Source organism: Desertimonas flava (genome assembly GCF_003426815.1).
In the GTDB taxonomy this organism is placed as follows: Bacteria; Actinomycetota; Acidimicrobiia; order Acidimicrobiales; family Ilumatobacteraceae; genus Desertimonas; species Desertimonas flava.
On sequence record NZ_QKYK01000002.1, the window covers coordinates 320,291 to 338,862 of the forward strand.

The following is an 18,572-nucleotide window of genomic DNA, read 5'->3' on the forward strand; positions in this document are numbered from 1 at the left end:
GACGGTCCTCGACTGGGCTCAGTCGGCGCCGAGCGTGCGGATGAAGCCGTCGGGAACGAGGATGTCGCTCGGCTCGAGGTCGGCGACGCTCGCCTTGCCGAGGCCGAGGAGCGCCGACTCGATGCCCGAGCGCATGATGTCGAGCACGTTCTCGACGCCCGCCTGCCCGTTGGCGGCGAGCCCCCAGAGATAGGCCCGACCAAGCATCACGGTCTTGGCGCCGAGGGCGAGCGCCTTGACCACGTCGCTGCCCCGGCGGACGCCACCGTCGAGGAGCACTTCGATCTGGTCGCCGACGGCGGCGGCCACGGCCGGCAGGGCACGGATCGGCGCCGGTGTGCCGTCGAGGTTGTTCCCACCGTGGTTCGACACCGAGATCGCCGACACGCCGGCGTCGACCGCCCGCTTGGCGTCGTCGACGCGCATCACGCCCTTGAGCATGAAGGGCGCGTCGGGCCACTGCTCACGCAGCCAGCGCACGTCGTCCCAGCTGGGCGGCGGGGTCTGCATCCACTGGCCGTAGGCACCGAAGAAGACCGGGGCGGGACCGCCGGGAGGGGCCATGTTGGGCACGGTGAGGTCGGGGAGCCGGCCGGTGCTGGCAAACGACTTCAACCATCGCGGTCGCACGATCACCTCCGGCGCGAATCGCACCATCGTCTTGAGGTCGATCTTGTCGGGGATCGACGGGCTGCCCCAGTCCCGGCCGTGGGAGAACGTCCAGTCGAGCGTGAGGATCAGGCCGACCGCACCGGCGGTCCGGGCCCGCTCGACGCGCTGGACCATCTCGTCGCGGCTGCCGCACCAGTACATCTGGAACAGCGTCTGCGGGTTGGCCGCCACGACCTCCTCGACCGGCTTGCTGCCGAACGAGCTGAGCCCCATGGCCGTGCCTCGTGCCGCCGCCGCCCGGGCGACGGCCACCTCGGCGTCGGGATGCACGGCCTGCACGCCGGTGGGGCTGATCATCACGGGCATCGAGATGTCCTGGCCGAGCACGCGGGTGGACAGATCCCGCGTGGCCGGCGCGCCGGCGACGTGCGGGGCGAACCCGAGCTCGCCGAACGCGGCGAGATTGTCGTCGAGCGTGGTGCCGCGCTCGGACCCGGCGATCAGCGCGCCGTAGACCGACCGCGGGAGCTGACGCTTGGCGCGGCGTTGGGCGACGGCGACGGTCTCGAACCAGCGATTGACATATGGCACACTGTGACGTTAATGGGTGACCCGGATGTCGAGCAAGCGGTTCGCCGACGGGGTCGCCCGCCCCAGACCAGCGCACGCGAGCTCGAGGTGGTGGCCCTGCGGCTGTTCACCGAGCGGGGGTTCGACGAGACCACCGTCGACGACATCGCCGCCGCGGCCGGGGTGAGTCGGCGCACGTTCTTCCGCTACTTCGACTCCAAGGTGGCGGTGCTCTGGCACGACTTCGACCGCGAGGTGGACGCCATCCGTGACGCGCTCGCCGGTGCCGCGCCGGACGCTCCGGTGATGGAGGCGGTACGACGCGCCGTCGTCGGCGTCAACCGGTACCGCGTGGAGGACATCCCCGAGCTGCGCCGGCGCATGCAGCTCGTCGCGTCTGTGCCGGCCATCCACGCCAGCTCCGCCGTCCACTACGACGCGTGGGAGCGCACGATCACCGAGTTCGTCGCCCGGCGGCTCGGCCATCCGGCCGATTCGCTCTACCCGCTCGCCGTCGGCATGGCCACGCTCGCCGCATGCCGGGCCGCCTACGACGTGTGGCTGCGCCAGGACGACGAGGACCTCACCGTGTTCCTCGAGCGGGCGCTGGTCGCCCTGGCGGCGGGCTTCGATCTCCAGGAGATCTCCAGCCCGACTCCACACGCGGCAACGGCCGAGCCATGATCATGGCGGGATGAACGCCACGGACCGAGGCGCCGTCCGCGTCGCCAACCCACACGAACACGACGCCGTCCGAGCCGTCACTGCGGCTGCGTTCGAGCAGTACCGCGCCGTGCTCCCGAGCCACCTGTTCGATCTGTACGTCGCCGACCTCGTCGACATCGAGGCCCGGGCCGACGCCAGCGAGCAGTTGGTCGTCGACGGCACCGACGGACGCATCGTCGCCAGCGTGTCGTACTACCCCGACGCCTCCGACGAGGGGCTGGCCTGGCCGTCGGGTTGGAGCGGGCTGAGAGCACTCGCCGTCGACCCCGATCATCGCGGCTCCGGGGCCGGCCGGCGGCTGATGGACGCCTGCCGGCAACGTGCGGCGGCGGCCGGATCTCCGGTGCTGGCCCTGCACACCGCCGAGTTCATGCGCGCCGCGGTGTCCCTCTACGAGAAGACTGGGTTCCGGCGGGCGCCACAGTACGACCTCAGGCCGAGCGACCTGCTCGACGTCGACTCCGACGGTCTCCCCCAGGTGATCGCCTACACCCTCGCCCTCGCCTGAACGCCGTGCTGTCTCGCGTCACTCCGTGACGCCGTGCCGTCTCGCGTCACTCCGTGACGCCGTGCTGTCTCGCGTCACTCCGTGACGCCGAGGGCCGCGCGCAGGGCGGGGAGATCGGGAGAGCCGAAGACGACGCGGGTGTGCGTGGCGAGGTAGAGCAGATCGAGGTTCACGCCGGCCGCGGCGACCGTGCGGGCGAGGTCGGCCAGGGCGCCGGGACGGTCGTCGGTCTCGACGACGACGACCTCCCGTTCGGCGGTGACGGCGATGCCAGCGGTCGCCAGCGCGTGCTTGGCGGCTTCGGCGTGTTTGACCAGCACGTGCAGCTCGGCGCTCTCGCCGGGACGCGTGCACGTGGCCGCGGCGAGGTTCACCCCGGCATCGCTGACGGCGGCCGCGACCCGGGCCAACGCCCCGGGCTCGTTGGCCACCCTGATCAACAGGTCGCTTGCCATCCCGCATTGTCGCGCGGCGGCGAGGGCCCCGATTCCGGGGCCCTCGCCGGTGCCGGTGGACGTGGGATCGTGCTGTCGTTCAGCCGTTGACGTTGATCTTCGTCGGGGTGAACGTGACGATCACCCGGTCCTCGCGCGGGGCGGGGAAGGTGGCCGGATCGACGCCGTAGTGGCCGAGCACCGTGTCGAGGAAGGCCGCCGTAGGGTCGTCCTCGAACGTCGCGTCGGCGCGGATTTCGAGCGTGCGGTACTGGTTCGCCGGGTCGACGAAAAACAGGGTGCCCTTCGGCCGGGCCGTCAGGTTCTTCGTCTTCTGGCGACCACGCGTCAGGGACGTGCGAACAACGTCGCCATCGCGCAGGAACCAGATCGCCGTCGTCTGGGGGTAACCGTCGGCACCGACCGTGCTGAGGGCGGCGACACCGGGGGCGTCCACCAGATCGGCGTGGCTGGCGGGCATCGAGATCGGACTCGACATGGCGCTCAGCCGGCGGGCGTGAACTGGATGTCGAGCTCGACCGCGATCTTCTTGCCGAGGGCGAACTTGTCGACACCGAGCGGCATGTTGAAGTCGATGCCGAAGTCGTCACGCAGCACCTCGGCGGTGGCGACGAAACCGGCCCGCTCCTTGCCGTCACCGGGGTGCACCTGCACGCCCGTGTGCTCCACCTTGAGCGTGATCGGGTTCGACGTGCCGTTGATGGTGAGCGTGCCGTCGGCCTCGTACTCGCCGTCGCCGAGGTCGCGGATCTCGCTCGACTGGAACGCGATGTGCGGGTTGTTCTCGGCGGCGAAGAAGTCGGTGCTCAGCAGGTGCCCGTCGCGATCACTGTTGTTGGTGTCGATCGACTTGACGTCGATGGTCGCGCCGAACGTGGTGCTCGCCAGGTCGTTGCCCACCTGGAGGTTGGCGTCGAACTGGTTGAAGCGGCCGCGGACATTGGTGAGGCCCAGGTGGCGGACCTTGAAGTTGACTCCGGAGTGGGCGGGATCGAGCGTCCAGGCGCCGGCAGCGAGGGGGAGGGACGAAGGGGACACGGACGTAGACATCGGGGGCTCCATTGGGGGTGAGTGACTGACCGGTACTGGCGGCGGTGACACCGTCCGGCACAATAGTAACGAAGGGAACTATTGTGTGCAACATAGTCCTCCGAAGCAGTGTCGGCTATCGTGGACTCATGTCCACGGACGCCGACATCGCGACGGGCACGGTCACCGACACCGTCCATGACGTCGCGGCCCGCGCCGATGTGACCGTCGAGGGTCGGGAGCTGCTCGACCTGTCGGCGAGGTTCGCCCGCGGATTCGCCCGCTTCCTCGACGGCAAGGGATCCGGCGGGTTCTCCTACCCGCACCTGCGTGTGCTCGAGACGCTGCACTGCCAGGGACCGAGCACGATGCGGCCGCTCGCCGAAGGCCTGGGCCTCACGGCTAGGAACCTCACGGCCGTCGCGGACGCCCTCGAGAGCGACGGCCTGCTGCGCCGCGTCGGCCATCCCACCGACCGTCGAGCGACCATTCTCGAGCTCACCGACGCCGGCCTCGCCGCCGCCGACGAGTCACTGGCCCCGCGGTTCGGGGAGATCATGGCGCTGTTCGACCGGCTCTCGCCGTCCGACCGCGCGCAGTTCGCCCGCACGCTCGCCGAGCTGGTCGACGCGATGGAAGCCGGCTGCCCCCGTGAGGCCGTCTGCGGCGGTGACGACGGCAGCTGTCCCGACGCGGCCTGCTGAATCGTCGCCGGGCGAACCGCCCGCCACCGGACCGGCCGCGGCCGGCACCTAGTCTCCGGGTCGTGCCGATGCCCATCGATCTGGAGCCGCCGCAGCTCGCCGTGGTCGAGGCCGTCGAGCGGATCTGCAGCGGGTTCGACGACACGTACTGGTCCGAGTGCCGACCGCCACCACGAGTTCCCATGGGCGTTCTACGACGCCATGGCCGGCGCCGGGTGGCTGGGTGTCGTCATCCCCGAGGAGTTCGGGGGCGGAGGGGGCACGATCGGCGACGCCGCCCTGGTCCTCAACCGGGTCGCCGCCTCGGGAGCCGGCATGAACGGGTCGACCGCCCTGCACCTCACGATGTTCGGGCTCAACCCGGTGGTCAAGCACGGCAACCGGCGACTGCAGGATGCGTTCCTCCCGCGCGCCGCCCGCGGCGAGTTGCACGTCGCGTTCGGCGTCACCGAACCCGACGCCGGCACCGACACATCACGGGTCTCGACGCGGGCGACGCCCGCCGACGGCGGTTGGACGGTCTCGGGTCGCAAAATCTGGACGTCCAAGGCCGAGGAGTCCGAGGTGTGCCTGCTGCTGGCGCGAACCGATGGCGAGCCCGGCGACCTCGACGGGCTGTCGCTGTTCCTCGTCGACCTCGACCCGGCCCACGTGACGATCCGACCCATCCCCAAGCTCGGGCGCAACGCCGTGAGCTCGTGCGAGGTCTTCTACGACGACCTCCCCGTGGAGGAGTGGCGGCTCGTCGGCGAACGAGGCCGAGGCTTCCGCCACCTCCTCGACGGCCTGAACCCGGAACGGATCCTGCTCGCGGCCGTCGCCTGCGGCATCGGCGAGGCGGCGCTGCGCCGAGCCGTCGCCTACGCCGGCGAGCGGGAGGTGTTCGGCCGGCCGATCGGAGCCAATCAGGCGATCGCTCATCCGCTGGCTGCCGCCCACATGCAGCTCCGTGCCGCGCTCACGATGACCCTGTCGGCCGCGGCGTCCTACGACGCCGGCCGGCCGAGCGGCGAGGCGGCCAACACCGCCAAGTACCTCGCCGCCGAGGCGGCATGGTTCGCCGCCGACCAGGCGATGCAGACCCACGGCGGCCTCGGCTACGCCGTGGAGTATCACGAGCGCTACTGGCGCGAGGCGCGCCTCCAACGAATCGCCCCGGTGAGCCAGGAGATGACGCTCAACTACATCGCCCAGAACGTCCTGCGTCTCCCGAAGAGCTACTGAATCCCGGCGTCCGCCCGGTCTCGTGACGCCACGGTGGCCTGCTCGGGGGCGACCTCACCATCGGCGGGTTCGCCCCATGGCACCTCCAGGCCGATGCCGCGTGCCCACAGGGTGGTGAGTGTCCGCGCCGCCCGGGTCGTGTCGATCGTGCCGATCATCGTCACGCTGATGAAGGCGTACTGGCCGACCATGATGGCGAGGGCGAGGGCCGTGTCGTCGACGTCGAGGCCGGGATCGATCCGTCCCTCAGCCTGCAACCGGCGCAGGGCCGTACCGATGCGCGCGACGACGCTCATCGTCGTCTTGCGCCGCGCCGCGCGCATCTTGGCGTCGAACGACGAGACTTCGTCCATCAACCGCAGGGTCTTGCGATTGGCGACGTAGAACTCGAGATAGCGCTGATTGGCCAGCTCGATCGTGCGCACGGGGTCACCGCCGGCATCGGCCACGACGCCCGATGTACTGCCGAGGATGTGCGTGTGGAGCGCCTCGGCGAGGGCCCAGAGCACGGCCTCCTTGTCGGCGAAGTACGTGTAGTAGGTGCCGTGGGAGACGTTCGCCCGTGCCGCGATGTCGGCGACGCGCGTCGAGAGGTAGCCCCGCTCCCAGAACTCCTCCTGGGCCGCAGCGAGCAGCAGCTGTCGGGTGCGCTCGCCCCTGCCGGTACGGGGTGTGCGCATCGTGCCGGCCGCGTGCGGCTCCGCGGGCGCGGGCGTGAGCCTGAGCGGCCTGTTGGGCGCCTCACCCGCCCCGTCCCGAACCATCATCGGATCGTAGAGCGATCAGCGCGCCCGGATCCTGCCGGGTGGGGAGCAGTCGACGACGGGGGTCGACGCGTTCAACAGGTGCTGGTGGCGGCGCCGGTGCCGGCGGCGAGTCCAGTGAGCCACGTGGTGCCGTCGTTGTAGGCCGCCGCGGCGGCCGCGGCGTGGTACCCGCCGGGCAGGATCCGGCGCTCGATCACCTGGCCGGCGGCACACAGCCGAGCGGTCATCGTGTCGCTGGTGACGAGCGGGACGTTCTGGTCGGCATCGCCGTGGAAGGCCAGGATCGGTGTCGCCATGGCGACCGTGCCAGCCGTGTTGGCGGCGAGGAGGGAGGCGAACGGTTCGACCGCCGTCGGGTCGGCAGCGACGAGTGCGCCCTGGGGCATCGCGACCGGTTCGTCGAAGCAGTGCTCGTCCATCAGGGTGAGCAGCTCGAGGCCGGCGGGGGAGAGGACCGACCCGATCGCCGCCTCGGCCTCGGGGTAGGCCGCAGCCAGGCCGCCGATCATCGACACCGTGAGGGCCGCCGCGGCCGGGTCGTTGACGCCGGCGCGGGCGAACTCGACGACCTCGCTCGACGCGGCGCCGAGCACCGTACCGATGATCGGCTGCTGCGGCGTCCACTCGGGTGCCAGTTGCGCGGCCCACAGGGCGGCGTGTCCACCCTGGGAGAACCCGACGATACCGGTGACATCGGAGAGGTAGAGGCCGGGCAGCTGGCGGGCGGCGAGGCCGGCGTCGAGCATGCTGCGGCCTTCGCTGATGCCCACGAGATACGGATGTCGTCCGGGGCCACCGAGACCCTCGAAGTCCGTCGACACCACGGCCCAGCCCTGGTTGGTCGCATTGGCGGCCGACTCGAAGTCGTAGGCGTATTCGTCGTCGGCGGTTTCGAGGACTCGCGACGGTGCGCACTTGTCGGCGACGCCGATCGTGCCGTGGCCGTGGAGGAGCACGTTGAACCCGCCGAACGGCGGGCGATCGTCGGGGGCGGCCACGAGACCGGTCACGACGGTGGGGGCGCCCGACACGGTCGTCGAGAGGTACATGATGCGCCAGCTGTCCTCGAACGCCGTGTCGATCGCCTGGAAGCGCAGCAGTTCGCCGTGGTTGCCGGCCGGGATGGGGTCGGGGGTGTCGTAGAACGCCGGATCGTCCATGGCGAACTCGACCGGTGCGGCCGCCGGTGGAGGGGCTGCGGCGGCCGCGGTGCCGAGGCTCGGCAGGGTGGCCGCAGTGCACCCGAGGCCGAGGGCAAGGGCGCTGAGCGTGCGGTACGGGTGGAGTGCTGCGTGTCGTCCCATGCCGACGATCATGCGCCGATCGCCCGACCGGCGCATCGGGCAACGCCTCATCTCATGCCTTATGGGGTCTTACGGCACCGCGATGAGCGATGAGGTCATCCGGCGGCCTCATCGCTCATCGCGGGCCGGGCGGGCAGCCCGTTCAGGTCGTGGCGGCGGCGAGCGCGGAGAGCGCAGGACCGGTGAGGCGGAAGCTCGTCCACTCGTCCATCGACTCGGCTCCCAGCGAGCGGTAGAACTCGATCGACGGGGTGTTCCAGTCGAGCACCGACCACTCGAAACGCTGGTAGCCGCGCTCGACGCAGACTGCGGCCAGCGTCTGGAGCAGCGCCTGGCCGATGCCGCGGCGCCGGTGCGCGGGCTGCACGAACAGGTCCTCGAGGTACAGGCCGTGGGTGCCGCGCCACGTGGAGAAGTTGCAGAACCACAGGGCCGTGGCGATCACCGGTCCGCCCGCGTCGGCACCGTCGACCGCGACGTGTCCGAACAGCTGGGCGTCGGGGGCGAACAGGGCGGCGCGCAGCTGCTCGGCGGTCATCTCCACGGCATCTGGCTCACGCTCGTACGCCGCCAGCTCGTGAACCAGGCCCAAGACGGCGTCGATGTCACCAGGTTGGACCGGACGGATGGCAAAACTCGTCACGGTCGGAACGTAGCGGGCGCCGGTCCGTCAGCCGTCGGCGGCGGGGAGGTGCTGCTGCAGCGTGAGCACCGACCCGAACAGGTCGCCGAGCCGTTCCACGCGATCGAGCACCTCGCCTGCGTCGAAGCGCAGCAGGGCCTCGCCGGTAGCACATGCCTCCACCTCGTCCCACGTCACCGGCGTCGAGACCGTGGGCTCGGCCCGGGCCCGGAGCGAGTACGGGGCGACGGTCGTCTTGTGGAACGCGTTCTGGCTCCAGTCGACGAAGATCCGCCCCGGGCGCTCGGACTTGGCCATCGTGGTGGTCACCTCGGCGGGCGTCTGGCGCTCGAGCACCGTGCCCACGGCCTTGGCGAATCCGGCGGTCGCCTCGTGGGTTGGTGCCGGCGCGTTGAGCGGTACGTACACCTGGAGACCCTTTGAGCCCGAGGTCTTGCACCACGCGTCGAGCCCGACCGTGGCGAGGACCTCCCGCACGCGGCCCGCCACGGTGCAGCACGTCGCGATGTCGGTGCCCGGACCCGGGTCGAGGTCGAACACGACCGCGCGCGGCATCTCCTGATGTTCGTGGCCCGCCATCGGCGCGTGCAGTTCGATCGCCGCCAGGTTGGCCGCCCAGACGAGCGCGGCCGGTTCCTCGATGCGGCAGTAGTCGATGCCGCCCCGGCGATCGCTCGGTCCCGGTGCGACCGGGACCCAGTCCGGTCGGTGTGACGGGCAGCGCTTCTCGAAGAACCCGGCACGATCGGTGCCCTCGGGGAAGCGTTTGAGCGTGAGGCAGCGGCCGGCGAGGTGGGGCACCATCACGGGGGCGATGCGCGCGTAGTAGTCGATCACCTGACCCTTGGTGAAGCCGTTCGGGTACAGCGGCTTGGCGAGGTTCGACACGGTGAGGTGGCGTCCGTCCACCTCGACGCGCTGTGACCGCGGCGCCATCGCAGGGCGGTCAGCCGGGACGCCGGCGATGGGACCGGCGAGTCCGTCGTGATCTCGGCGCGATCGCGCTGTGGGCCCAGTCGCCGAGCAGCGTCGCGCCCACCGGCTGCGCGGCGACCACATCGGGGTCGCATCCGTCCTCGTCGGGGAAGCGGCCCGCCTCGTCGGCCCAGACGAGTTGCATCACGCTCGGCGGTTCGACGTGATCGACGCCGACGCCGTAGTGGGCGAACCAGGTGCCCATCGGATCGTCGCGACCCGTGATCCAGTCGGCGGGGAGTCGATCGAAGCGCACCCAGTTGCCGTCGAGCAGGATGATCGCACCGTCGGAGACGGGCCGTTCGGTGAGCTCGCGACGGCGCACCCAGTTGAGCATGGTGACCGCCCGATCGGGCTCGCAGCCGAACACCACGACCTCGGGATGGGCCCGCTCGTGGAAGCCGATCGAGTAGCTCCACGGCACCGGCGCGGCGCTACAGGCACATCCGGGCACCGAGCAGTCGCCCGAGCCGATGTTCAACACGGCGATGCCGTGGGAGTGGATGACGGAGGCGATCCACAGCATCAGTTCGCTGCCATGTCCGGCCGGGTAGCTGGTGGCGCTCGTCATGTCCCGATCATGACGTACGGGTGTGACAGTGGTCGCGGATGATGCCGATGACCGCTGGTCCTCGAGGGCCGGCCGGTCCTCAATGGGCCGGCCGAGCGCGCCGGCCGGCGACGGAGCTCAGTCCGCCTTGTAGATGCTCTGCTTCGGCGAGGCGAAGAAGTCGCGGAGCAACGGCGTGAACTCCTCCAGCGCCATCGTCGGGTAGTCGGGGTCGAACGCCGGCTGGTCGTACTCCGCGCAGAACTCGGCGCACAGGTCGTAGTACTGGTGGCCGGCGAACCGGTCGCGCATGTTCCGGTCGAGGCCGAGGTGGTGGAAGAAGTAGTAGCCCTGGAAGATGCCGTGCTGCTCGACCATCCAGTGGTAGCCCTCGCTCACGAACGGCTTGACCACGGCGGCGGCGATGTCGGCGTGGTTGTACGACCCGAGCGTGTCGCCGATGTCGTGCAGGAGCGCACACGCCACGTACTCGTCGTCCCGCCCGGCGCGAGCCGCCCGTGTCGCCGTCTGCAGCGAGTGGGTGAGGCGGTCGACGTTGAAGCCGCCGAAATCGCCGCCCAGCAGGCGCAGATGATCGGTCACCCTGTCGGCGAGCCCGGGATAGAACTCGAGGCTGGCCTCGGCGATCCGGCTCCAATCCTCCTGGGTGCCGTCCACCATCGCCGTGAATGTCGCTCGGGGACGCTCGGCGGCGCCGGTGTGCTGACCTTCGACAGGGGGAGAGTCCGTGGTGGTCGTCATGGAACGAACGTACTCCTCGATCGGCCCAGTGTCAGTACCGATGTCGTATGAAGTTCCGGCAGGGGTGCGGCGCATGGTTCAATTTCGATGTGCCGAGCACGTCGAGATCCACCGACAAGCGCGAGCGGCTCCGGGAGCGTCGCGCCGCGCGCCGCGGCGAACTGCTCACGGCGGCGATGGAGGTCATCCGCCGCGACGGAGCCGACGCCACCATGGAGGAGATGGCGACCGCCGGCGGCATCAGCAAGCCGATCCTCTACCGCCACTTCAACGACCGCGACGGCCTCGTGTCGGCCATCACCGAACTGGCCCTCGCCGAGCTCGCCCGCCTGCTCGAGGAGAAGGTCGGTGAAGCCCGCCTCGCCGGCTCGCGTGCCGGCATCCGGGGCACCATCGACGCGTTCTTCCAGTACATCGACAGCGATCCCGAGCTGTACCGGTTCATCGTCGACCAGGACAGCCGGCTGAGCGACTCGGCAACGGTGGCGTTCACCGAGGAGGTCGGCAAGCACGTGTCCGGCGCCATCCGTGAGGCGCTCACCGACGCCGGTCGCAGCGCCGATCCCGCCGAGGTGTGGGGGCGCGCCATCGTCGGCATGGTCACGATGACGTCGAGATGGTGGATCGCCAATCCGTCGGTGCCGCGCGCCACGGTCGTCGACTACCTCGCCGACCTCGCGTGGACCGGCATCAGCGGCACGCACCTCCCGGGCGATCCACCGCACGGCCATCGCGACCACGCCTGAACATGACCCGCCTGTTCGTGTACGGGACGTTGATGCCCGGGCGGCTCCGCTGGCCGCATCTGCAGCCGTTCGTCACGGCCCACCGGTCGGCGGCCGTTCCGGGCACCCTGTTCGACTCGGGCAACGGGTGGCCCGTCGCCGTGCTCGACGGATCGCCGGCGGCCGGCCCGACCGTGCCCGGCGTGCTCGTCGATCTCGACGCCGGCCAGCTCGACACGTGTCTCGAGCTGATCGACGAGGTCGAGGACACGGCCACCGACGAGTTGCGCCGCGTGCGCGTCACGACCACCGGGGGCGAGGCGGCGTGGGCCTACCACTTCACCCGATCGGTGGCAGGACTCACGCGGATCGCCGACTGGTCGATGGTCGATCCGGCGCTCGAGGCGTGACGGGAGCCGCTGGCTCCCCACCCCGACGACTCACACCCGCAGGGCGTCGGCGGGGTCGAGACGAGCGGCCCGGATGGCGGGGGAGACGCCCGCCACCAGGCCGACGGCGAGCGCCGCCGCGGCGCCGCCGGCGAGGGCGCTGACGGGCACGTCGACGAGCCAGCCCTGGCTGCGGGCGTAGGCCGCGGTCACGCCGGCCCCCAGCGACACCCCGGCGATGCCGCCGAGGGTGGCGAGCATTCCCGCCTCGGCGAGGAACTGGCCGGCGATGTGCAGCCGCTTGGCTCCGAGGGCCCGACGCACCCCGATCTCGTTGCGCCGTTCGAGCACGGAGATGACCATCACGTTCGTGATGCCGACGCCGCCGACGACGAGTGCCACGCCGCCGAGGCCGAGGAGCAGCGTCTGCAGGGCCTCGTCCGTCTTGGCCCGAGCCTCGAGGGCATCGGAGGGTCGGGACACGTCGACCTCCGACGGTGCGTCCGGGCGGATCGACCGGGCGAGGACGGCCCGCACGTTCTCCACCTGTTCGGGGGTGGTCCTCACGTACAGCGTCGACGGTGACCGTGTCGTCTCGAAGAGCTCCTCGGCGATCGGGTAGCCGATCAGGGCTGCCGAGTCGAGCTCGGGAGCGAGCGGAACGTCGTCGAGGATCCCGATGACGGCGAACCACCCGCCGCCGATGTACACGCGCGGGTTGCCGTCGAGACTGCGGATACCGAGCCGCTGCGCGGCCTTGGCGCCGAGCACGACGGTCGGGACGTCCTCGCTGGCGGCGTCGAGGAATCGCCCGTCGGTCAACTCGGCGCCGGTGGCGGCGAGCGTACCGAGGTCGGACGCGAGGACCTGGATGCCGCTGGTGATGCTGCTGTCGACCGCGTCGGTGCGGCGTGCCGTGGCATCGACACCCGTGATGCCGGCGGTCACGGTGACCGGCCCGATGCGCCCGGCCATGCCACGGGCCTGCTCTGGGAGGGTGACGTCCTCGCCGAACATCGTCCGACCCGGCGCGACCCGCAGCAGGTCGGTGCCCAGTGCATCGATCTCGGCGATCAGATCGGCCTTGCTCGACGACGAGATCCCGACGACGGCGACCATCGCGGCGATCCCGATGGCGATGCCGAGTGCGGTCAGCGCCGTTCGCAGCCTGCGGATCCGCAGCCCGATGACCCCCACCCGGGCCAGGTCGCCTGGGCGAAGATGGGAGCGGTCGCCTGGGCGAAGGTGGGAGCGGTCGCCTGGGCGAAGATGGCCGCCCGAAGTCGGGCCCGCGGAGCGGTGTCGGCGGATCCTCATGCCGCACTCCGTTCGTCGGTGACGATGCGTCCGTCGAGGATGGACACCACGCGCGGCGCCTGGCGAGCGATGTCGCGGTCGTGCGTGATGAGCACAATCGTCCGCCCGGCCCGGTGGAGATCGACCAGCAGCTGCATGATGGCGGCGCTCGTCCGCGAGTCGAGGTTCCCCGTCGGTTCGTCGGCGAGGATGATCGAAGGGTCGCCGACGAGGGCCCGGGCGATGCCGACGCGTTGGCGTTCGCCACCGGACAGCTGTCCCGGCTTGTGGTCGCCCCGGTCGGCCAGCCCGACGCGTTCGAGCGCCTCGTTGGCCCGGCGGATTCGTTCCCGGCGCGACGCGCCGGTGTACAGCAGTCCGTCGGCGACGTTCTCCCTGGCCGTCATGCCGGCGACGAGGTGGAACTGCTGGAACACGAATCCGATGCGCCGGCCGCGCAGCGCGGTGAGCCGCGAGTCGCGCAGGCGGCTGATGTCGCCGCCGTCGATACGAACCGAGCCGGTCGTCGGCCGGTGCAGGGCGCCGACGACGTTCATCAGCGTCGATTTGCCGGAGCCGGACGGTCCGACGATCACGACGAACTCGCCGGCCTCGACGGCGAGGTCGACGCCGTCGAGCGCCCTGATCGGTGGTGTGCCTCCGTAGTGCTTGGTCACCGCGGACAGCTCGAGCACGGGGACGGTCATGACGGGATCACCACCTCGGCGCCTTCGGCGAGCTCTTCGGTGGTGCCGCTGACCTCGACGCGGCCGTCGGCGAACGTGCCGATGTCGACGCCGACGAGACGGGTGCCGGTCGCGTCCTTCAGCTCGAGGGCGTACCCGCCGTCGGCGACGGCGAGCAGGGCCTCGACCGGCACGGTGAGCACCCCTTCGGCCTCGGTCACGCCGACGAGCACATCGACCGGTGTGCCCGTGGACAGGGCTTCGGCAACGGCCGGGTCGTCGATGCTCACCTCCACCGGGATCGTGGTGGTGCCCTGCTCATCGGTCGTCGCCTCACCCACGTCGGTCACCGTGGCGGGTACCTCGGTCCCGTCACTGAGCTCGACGGTGACCGCGTCGCCGGCTTCGAGGAGGCCGGCGTCGTCGGCGTCGAGATCGATGCTGACGATCGGTGTCACGCTGGTCACCTCGATCTCGGCGTCGCTGCTCGCCTGGCCGACCACGCCGCCGACGTCGGCCACGCGCACCGTGCCGTCGATGAAGACGATCTCGCCGAGGTCGATCACGCCGTCGTCATCTTGCCCGTGGTCCTCCTGGAACGCCTTGACCGCCGCGGTGGTCGCGCTCGTCCAGTCGTCATCGACGGTGACATCGTGCTCCGCGGCGTAGCCGAGGGTGGCCAGCATCTGCTCGACCTGCAGGACGTCCGGGCCGTCCTCGACGCCGCCCGACAGCTCGCGCCAGAGCGGAACCGCGCCGTCGGCGGCGATCACGGGCTGACCGTTGACCTCGGCGATCACGTCGCCGGCCGAGATCTCGTCGCCTGCCGTGGGCAGCTTGGTGAGCGTTCCCTCGAGCACGAGGACGAGCGGTGACGCGTCGCCGTACCCGGTGGTCCCGTCGAGCTCCTCGTTGCGCACGAGATCCTGACGCGTGATCGGCGTGAACGAGAGTCCGGCCAGGGCCGCGCCGCCGTCGCCGCCGTCGACCTCCGTGTCGGCGGACGCGCCCTCACCGGTGCCCCCGGCGATCAGGAAGCCGGCGGCGGTCGCGGCCCCGAGAGCGACGACGGCTCCGCCGGCGATCACCGCTCGCTTCATCAGCCGGCCTCCTCGACGGCGAGCGCCGGCAACGCGCCGCCCTCTTGACCGCACGCCTCGCTGGCCTCGGCGAACTCCTCGTCGGACCGCGGACCGGCCCCTTCGTCGTTCGGGCCGCCGACCTGGATGGACACACCACCGTCCTCGCCGAACTCGGGGTCGGGCATGTCGATGCCGTGATCACGCATGCACTGGGCGAACTCGAGCATCTGCTCCTGCATCTCGGCCTGCCGCTCGGGGTCGACCTCGATGTTGCTCCGGGCCGCTTCCATGAAGTGCTCACACGCCTCGTGGGCGGCCTCGTACTCCTCGGGATCGGGACCTTCGCCGGCGGCGGCGCCCATCGACATCATCATCCCGCCGTCCTCGGTGAACTCGGGATCCGGCATGTCCACGCCGTTGTCGCGCATGCATGCGGCGTAGTCGAGCATCGCCTCCTGGGGATCCGACGATGGACCGCTGGTGTCCGCCGGAGCCGATGCCACCGCGCCATCACCGGACGCAGTGACGGCGTCGGGCTCGACGGTGCCGGTGTCGTCGTCCGTGGACGTCGTGGTGGGCACCAGCGTGGTCGTCGGCGCGGGCGCGGTGGTCGGGGGAAGCGTGGCGACCCCGCCGCCGGCGGAGGGGTCGCCGTCGCCACCGCACGCGGCGAGGGCGGCGACGGCGACGACGGGGAGGGCGAGCAGGCAGATCGGGCGGCGTGTTCTCATGACGCCACCGTGTCGAAACGGTGCTGAGAGACCTCTGAGAGCAGCTGAGAAGACCCTGAGAAGGGGTTCCGTCTCGGTCCGCGCCTCGTCAGACTCTTGCTTCATGCGAGTGCTGCTGGTCGAGGACGAGGTGCGCCTGGCGGGCGCGATCAGTCGCGGCCTGCGGGCCGAGGGGTTCGAGGTGGACGTGGCCAACAGTGGAACCGACGGCTTGTGGCGCGCCCGGGAGAACGCCTACGCGGCGATCGTGCTCGACATCCTGCTGCCCGGCCTCAACGGCTACGCCCTGTGCCGGGAGCTGCGCACGGAGGGCAATCGCACGCCGGTGTTGATGCTGACGGCGAAGATCGGGGAGCACGACGAAGCCGAGGGCCTCGATCTCGGCGCCGACGACTTCCTGCGCAAGCCGTTCAGCTTCGTCGTCCTCGTCGCTCGCCTGCGGGCCTTGATCCGCAGGGCGTCGAACGCGCCCGATGGGGTCATCACCGTCGGCGACCTCAGCGTCGACCCGACCAAGCGGCGCTGCTGGCGCGGCCCGAGTGAGGTGGTGTTGACGGCGCGGGAGTTCGATCTGTTGGTGGCGCTCGCCCGCCGTGACGGGGGCGTGGCCACGAAGGCCGAGCTGCTGACCGAGGTGTGGGGCTTCGAGTTCGCGGGCGACGAGAACATCGTCGAGGTGTACGTCGGGTACCTGCGCTCGAAGGTCGACCGTCCCTTCGCCCGCACCAGCCTCCAGACGGTGCGCACCGTGGGCTACCGGCTCGTCGACGACGTGGCGGCGTGACGGTGGCGCTCGGTCCGCTCCGGCGTGCACTCCACCGTGCTCGGGCCTCCGTCCGCCTGCGCGTGACCCTGCTGGCGGCCGGTGCCTTCGCCGTCACGTTCTTCATCGCCGCGGCCATCCTCCTGCGGTCGCTCGAGAACGGCCTGGTCGACGATCTCCGGGAATCCAACTCGACGGCCCTGGAGGCCGAGGCGGCGTCGCTCCAGGCGACTGCGGCGCTGCCACCCGATGTCGATGTCGTGCGCCGCACGGACGGCATCACCGTCGCCCAGTGGCTCGATCCCAGCAGCGGTCGCCGGATCACGTACCTCCTGCCGTCCGGGTATGCGCCCGGGGACGCCGCGGCGGTCATCCTCGGGGAGGCCCGACCCGTGCAACCGTCGGCCGCCCTCACGCTGATGGCCTCCGGCGATGCGTCGTGGTCCGACACCGTGGCGACCACGCGGGTTGCCGGCAGCGGCGTACTCGCCACGTTCTCGCCGCTCGCCGACGTGCGTGACGCGATCGCCCGGACGACAAGTCTGCTGTGGGCCGTGGGTCCGGCCCTGGTCGCCCTCGTGGCCGGCCTCGCCTGGATGCTGGCGGGGCGGGCGCTGCGTCCCGTCCGGCTGATGACGCGGCGGGTGAGCGAGATCGGGTCGCACTCGTTGCACGAGCGGGTCGCCGATCCCGGCTCGACCGACGAGATCGCCGAGCTGGCCCGGACGATGAACGAGATGCTCGGCCGGCTCGATGCCGCCAACGAGTCGAGCCGGCGGCTGGTGTCGGACGCCTCCCACGAGCTGCGCACCCCGATCGCCGTGATGCGCACCGAGCTCGAGGTGGCCGCCAGGGAGTCGGAGGCGGGGGCCGGCGACTGGTCGGCGACGAGCGGGGTCTTGCTCGGGGAGCTCGATCGACTCGCCGCCATGGTGGATGATCTTCTCCTGCTTGCGCGCGGCGAGGAGCGAGCCGCAGGGAGCCGGCCAGCCGACGTCGTCGACGTCGTCGACCTCGGGCACGAAGCCGGGGCCCGCCGGTACCGGGCGGACGTCGAGATCGCGGTGGTCGTCGATCCGGAGGTGACCGACGCGACGGTCGACGGCGATCGCGCCGCGCTGGTCCGGGCGCTCGATCACCTCGTGTCCAACGCCGCGCGGAGCGCCGCGTCCAGGGTGGAGGTGCGGATCGAAACGGGTGCCGGGGCGATGGTGGCGCTGCACGTCGACGACGACGGGCCGGGGATCCCGGTCGAGCAGCGCTCGCTCGTGGTGCAACGGTTCGTCCGGATGGACGAGGGGCGCAGCCGGGATGCCGGGGGCGCGGGGCTGGGTCTCGCCGTGGCCAGCGAGGTGGCTGCGGTCCACGATGGGCGCCTGGAGATCGACGACTCCCCGCTCGGAGGAGCGCGCGTGTCGATACTGCTCCCCGTTGGTAGGGCTCGTTCTGCGACGATGGGTGGCGATGCAGATCACCGCTGACTTCGACGCCGACACGGCCTTCGCCGACATCGCCGCCTCGCCGACCGACCGTGGCGTGCTCGAGCTGATCGTGCGCCGCCCGGAGATCGACCAGCGAGAGATCCTCGAGGTGGGCGAGCTGTCCCTCGAGACCGGTCTGGTCGGCGACAGCTGGTCGCGCCGGCCGAGCAGCCGCACGCCCGATCGGTCGCCGCATCCCGACATGCAGCTCAACATCATCAACGCCCGGCTGTCGCGGATCGTGGCCGGTGACGATGCCGACCGCCGGGCGCTCGCCGGTGACCAGTTGCACGTCGACCTCGATCTCGGACCGGAGAACCTGCCGCCGGGCACCCGTCTGGCGATCGGCTCGGCCGTCATCGAGATCACCGATCAGCCGCACAGGGGGTGCGCCAAGTTCGCCGCCCGCTTCGGCGCCGACGCCCTGCGCTTTGTGAACACCGGCCGCGGCAGCGAGATGCGCCTCCGCGGTGTCAACGCCAAGGTGGTCGTGCCCGGCACGATCACCGCAGGCGCCCTCATCACCAAGCTCTGACCCCCACAAAAACCCGATTCTCAGCCGTCTGTGGTTGCGTTTCTGCAACCACAGC

At 70.9% G+C, this 18,572-nt stretch carries 22 protein-coding genes and 1 pseudogene; 9 read left to right on the top strand and 14 right to left on the bottom strand.

Going from position 1 to position 18,572, the window contains the following annotated elements:
- Positions 1–18: 18 nt before the first annotated feature.
- The gene (gene mftD, locus DN771_RS04110; protein WP_116996043.1) at positions 19–1,203 is read right to left on the bottom strand and encodes a pre-mycofactocin synthase MftD; all 1,185 of its coding nucleotides are present in this window, start codon (positions 1,201–1,203) and stop codon (positions 19–21) included.
- A 12-nt stretch (positions 1,204–1,215) separates the two neighbouring features.
- Here mftD and mftR point away from each other — a divergent pair, with 12 nt between their 5' ends.
- Positions 1,216–1,866, top strand: coding sequence for a mycofactocin system transcriptional regulator (mftR, locus tag DN771_RS04115; protein WP_116996044.1), 651 nt, complete (start codon positions 1,216–1,218; stop codon positions 1,864–1,866).
- Between the two features lie 10 nt (positions 1,867–1,876).
- Positions 1,877–2,416: a GNAT family N-acetyltransferase gene (locus DN771_RS04120; protein ID WP_116996045.1), complete on the top strand. Its 540-nt coding sequence runs from the start codon at positions 1,877–1,879 to the stop codon at positions 2,414–2,416.
- A gap of 74 nt (positions 2,417–2,490) precedes the next feature.
- On the opposite strand, the gene DN771_RS04125 is transcribed toward DN771_RS04120, so the two are convergent.
- From DN771_RS04125 to DN771_RS04135, 3 genes are all read right to left on the bottom strand, one after another.
- Positions 2,491–2,871: an ACT domain-containing protein gene (locus DN771_RS04125; protein ID WP_116996046.1), complete on the bottom strand. Its 381-nt coding sequence runs from the start codon at positions 2,869–2,871 to the stop codon at positions 2,491–2,493.
- Positions 2,872–2,950: 79 nt separating this feature from the next.
- Positions 2,951–3,349 (bottom strand): PPOX class F420-dependent oxidoreductase, encoded by a 399-nt coding sequence (locus tag DN771_RS04130; RefSeq protein WP_205528411.1) that lies wholly within the window; start codon positions 3,347–3,349, stop codon positions 2,951–2,953.
- 5 nt (positions 3,350–3,354) lie between these two features.
- Positions 3,355–3,921 carry a YceI family protein gene (locus tag DN771_RS04135; RefSeq protein WP_205528412.1) on the bottom strand — a complete coding sequence of 189 codons (567 nt, stop codon included), beginning with the start codon at positions 3,919–3,921 and terminating at the stop codon, positions 3,355–3,357.
- Between the two features lie 128 nt (positions 3,922–4,049).
- On the opposite strand from DN771_RS04135, the gene DN771_RS04140 reads away from it, so the two are divergent.
- Both DN771_RS04140 and DN771_RS04145 read left to right on the top strand, forming a co-directional pair.
- The gene (locus DN771_RS04140; protein ID WP_116996048.1) at positions 4,050–4,604 is read left to right on the top strand and encodes a MarR family winged helix-turn-helix transcriptional regulator; all 555 of its coding nucleotides are present in this window, start codon (positions 4,050–4,052) and stop codon (positions 4,602–4,604) included.
- A 68-nt stretch (positions 4,605–4,672) separates the two neighbouring features.
- Positions 4,673–5,828: pseudogene (locus DN771_RS04145) on the top strand (acyl-CoA dehydrogenase family protein).
- Here the strand turns inward: DN771_RS04145 and DN771_RS04150 are convergent.
- The 6 genes from DN771_RS04150 to DN771_RS04175 all read right to left on the bottom strand — a co-directional run bounded on the left by DN771_RS04150 (position 5,822) and on the right by DN771_RS04175 (position 10,748).
- Positions 5,822–6,508 (bottom strand): TetR/AcrR family transcriptional regulator, encoded by a 687-nt coding sequence (locus DN771_RS04150; RefSeq protein WP_162941502.1) that lies wholly within the window; start codon positions 6,506–6,508, stop codon positions 5,822–5,824. The pseudogene DN771_RS04145 and the gene DN771_RS04150 sit on opposite strands and share 7 nt — an antisense overlap.
- A gap of 158 nt (positions 6,509–6,666) precedes the next feature.
- Entirely contained in the window at positions 6,667–7,899 is a 1,233-nt protein-coding gene (locus DN771_RS04155; RefSeq protein WP_162941503.1) for a lipase family protein, read from the bottom strand.
- A 142-nt stretch (positions 7,900–8,041) separates the two neighbouring features.
- On the bottom strand, positions 8,042–8,542 hold the full coding sequence (locus DN771_RS04160) for a GNAT family N-acetyltransferase (protein ID WP_227462266.1): 501 nt from the start codon (positions 8,540–8,542) through the stop codon (positions 8,042–8,044).
- Positions 8,543–8,569: 27 nt separating this feature from the next.
- The gene (ligD, locus tag DN771_RS04165) at positions 8,570–9,478 is read right to left on the bottom strand and encodes a non-homologous end-joining DNA ligase (RefSeq protein WP_116996051.1); all 909 of its coding nucleotides are present in this window, start codon (positions 9,476–9,478) and stop codon (positions 8,570–8,572) included.
- 10 nt (positions 9,479–9,488) lie between these two features.
- Positions 9,489–10,088: a DUF4262 domain-containing protein gene (locus DN771_RS04170; RefSeq protein ID WP_116996052.1), complete on the bottom strand. Its 600-nt coding sequence runs from the start codon at positions 10,086–10,088 to the stop codon at positions 9,489–9,491.
- Positions 10,089–10,205: 117 nt separating this feature from the next.
- Complete coding sequence (locus DN771_RS04175; RefSeq protein ID WP_420810919.1) at positions 10,206–10,748, bottom strand: HD domain-containing protein; 543 nt, start codon at positions 10,746–10,748, stop codon at positions 10,206–10,208.
- 128 nt (positions 10,749–10,876) lie between these two features.
- Between DN771_RS04175 and DN771_RS04180 the strand changes: the two genes are divergently transcribed.
- Positions 10,877–11,575 carry a TetR/AcrR family transcriptional regulator gene (locus tag DN771_RS04180; RefSeq protein ID WP_162941504.1) on the top strand — a complete coding sequence of 233 codons (699 nt, stop codon included), beginning with the start codon at positions 10,877–10,879 and terminating at the stop codon, positions 11,573–11,575.
- Positions 11,576–11,577: 2 nt separating this feature from the next.
- A complete protein-coding gene (locus DN771_RS04185; protein WP_162941505.1) occupies positions 11,578–11,964 on the top strand; it encodes a gamma-glutamylcyclotransferase family protein in 387 nt (128 codons plus the stop codon).
- Positions 11,965–11,994: 30 nt separating this feature from the next.
- Here the strand turns inward: DN771_RS04185 and DN771_RS04190 are convergent, their stop codons facing one another.
- From DN771_RS04190 to DN771_RS04205, 4 genes are all read right to left on the bottom strand, one after another.
- Complete coding sequence (locus tag DN771_RS04190; protein ID WP_205528414.1) at positions 11,995–13,140, bottom strand: ABC transporter permease; 1,146 nt, start codon at positions 13,138–13,140, stop codon at positions 11,995–11,997.
- Between the two features lie 116 nt (positions 13,141–13,256).
- Positions 13,257–13,946, bottom strand: a complete 690-nt coding sequence (locus DN771_RS04195) for an ABC transporter ATP-binding protein (RefSeq protein WP_116996057.1) — start codon at positions 13,944–13,946, stop codon at positions 13,257–13,259.
- Positions 13,943–15,025 carry a peptidoglycan-binding protein gene (locus tag DN771_RS04200; RefSeq protein WP_116996058.1) on the bottom strand — a complete coding sequence of 361 codons (1,083 nt, stop codon included), beginning with the start codon at positions 15,023–15,025 and terminating at the stop codon, positions 13,943–13,945. The genes DN771_RS04195 and DN771_RS04200 overlap by 4 nt, the downstream gene beginning before the upstream one ends.
- Complete coding sequence (locus DN771_RS04205; protein WP_116996059.1) at positions 15,025–15,738, bottom strand: hypothetical protein; 714 nt, start codon at positions 15,736–15,738, stop codon at positions 15,025–15,027. Before DN771_RS04205 ends, DN771_RS04200 begins: the two co-directional genes overlap by 1 nt.
- A 103-nt stretch (positions 15,739–15,841) precedes the next feature.
- Between DN771_RS04205 and DN771_RS04210 the strand changes: the two genes are divergently transcribed.
- Genes DN771_RS04210 through DN771_RS04220 form a run of 3 tightly spaced genes read left to right on the top strand, consistent with a single transcriptional unit; the run spans position 15,842 to position 18,517 of the window.
- Entirely contained in the window at positions 15,842–16,522 is a 681-nt protein-coding gene (locus DN771_RS04210) for a response regulator transcription factor (RefSeq protein WP_116996060.1), read from the top strand.
- Positions 16,519–17,982 carry a sensor histidine kinase gene (locus tag DN771_RS04215; protein ID WP_116996061.1) on the top strand — a complete coding sequence of 488 codons (1,464 nt, stop codon included), beginning with the start codon at positions 16,519–16,521 and terminating at the stop codon, positions 17,980–17,982. The genes DN771_RS04210 and DN771_RS04215 overlap by 4 nt, the downstream gene beginning before the upstream one ends.
- On the top strand, positions 17,966–18,517 hold the full coding sequence (locus DN771_RS04220) for an MOSC domain-containing protein (RefSeq protein WP_116996171.1): 552 nt from the start codon (positions 17,966–17,968) through the stop codon (positions 18,515–18,517). Before DN771_RS04215 ends, DN771_RS04220 begins: the two co-directional genes overlap by 17 nt.
- The last annotated feature ends 55 nt before the right edge of the window (positions 18,518–18,572 follow it).